The 623-nt window shown below is 60.8% G+C and carries 2 protein-coding genes; both read right to left on the bottom strand.

From position 1 onward, the window contains the following. Nucleotide 1: 1 nt before the first annotated feature. The gene (locus ABD908_RS27490) at nt 2–367 is read right to left on the bottom strand and encodes a universal stress protein (protein WP_345002101.1); all 366 of its coding nucleotides are present in this window, start codon (nt 365–367) and stop codon (nt 2–4) included. Between the two features lie 36 nt (nt 368–403). After that, a partial coding sequence (locus ABD908_RS27485) for an MFS transporter (protein ID WP_345002098.1) occupies nt 404–623 on the bottom strand: 220 nt, incomplete at its 5' end.

Genomic DNA, 623 nt, shown 5'->3' with positions numbered 1-623 from the left:
CCTATTCTTCGTCGTCGTCGAGCTTGACGGCGAGGACCGGGATCGGGCTGTGCAGCAGCAGGCGCTGGCTGACCGAGCCGAGCACCGCCTTACCGAGCGGGCTGCGGCGCTTGACACCGATCACCAGACGCGACGGCTGACGATCGGTGATCTCGTCCAGGACCGCGTCCACCGGATCCCGGTCGTCACGCCCCACCCGATCCACCACGGTGATATCCACATCCGGATCGACACCGGACACGTCGAGCGAGGTCAGCCCGAGATTGACGACGACGAGATCCGTACCGAACCCCTTCGCCTCACCCACAGCCGACGCGAGCGCCAGACGACCCTCCGGGTTATCAGTGACTGCAACGATGACCGTCACAACTCTCCTCTCCTGAAACAGTACGACACGATCCGACTACCGGAAGTCACCACGAGAGAACGACTCCTCCAACTCCTCCAACGACCGACCACTGGTATTCGGCAGAAACCTCCACGTCAAATACGACATCACCGCATTGATCACAAAAAACGTCGCATACGTCCCCGTGATATGCAGATACGACACCATCGTCGGGAACACCTGACCGATCACCGCATTCGTCGACCACCCCAACAACACCGACACACCCATACCG

The organism is Tsukamurella soli, assembly GCF_039541155.1.
Classification (GTDB): domain Bacteria; phylum Actinomycetota; class Actinomycetes; order Mycobacteriales; family Mycobacteriaceae; genus Tsukamurella; species Tsukamurella soli.
Note: the sequence above shows the minus strand (reverse complement) of the source record. Positions and strands in the feature narration are given on the sequence as shown.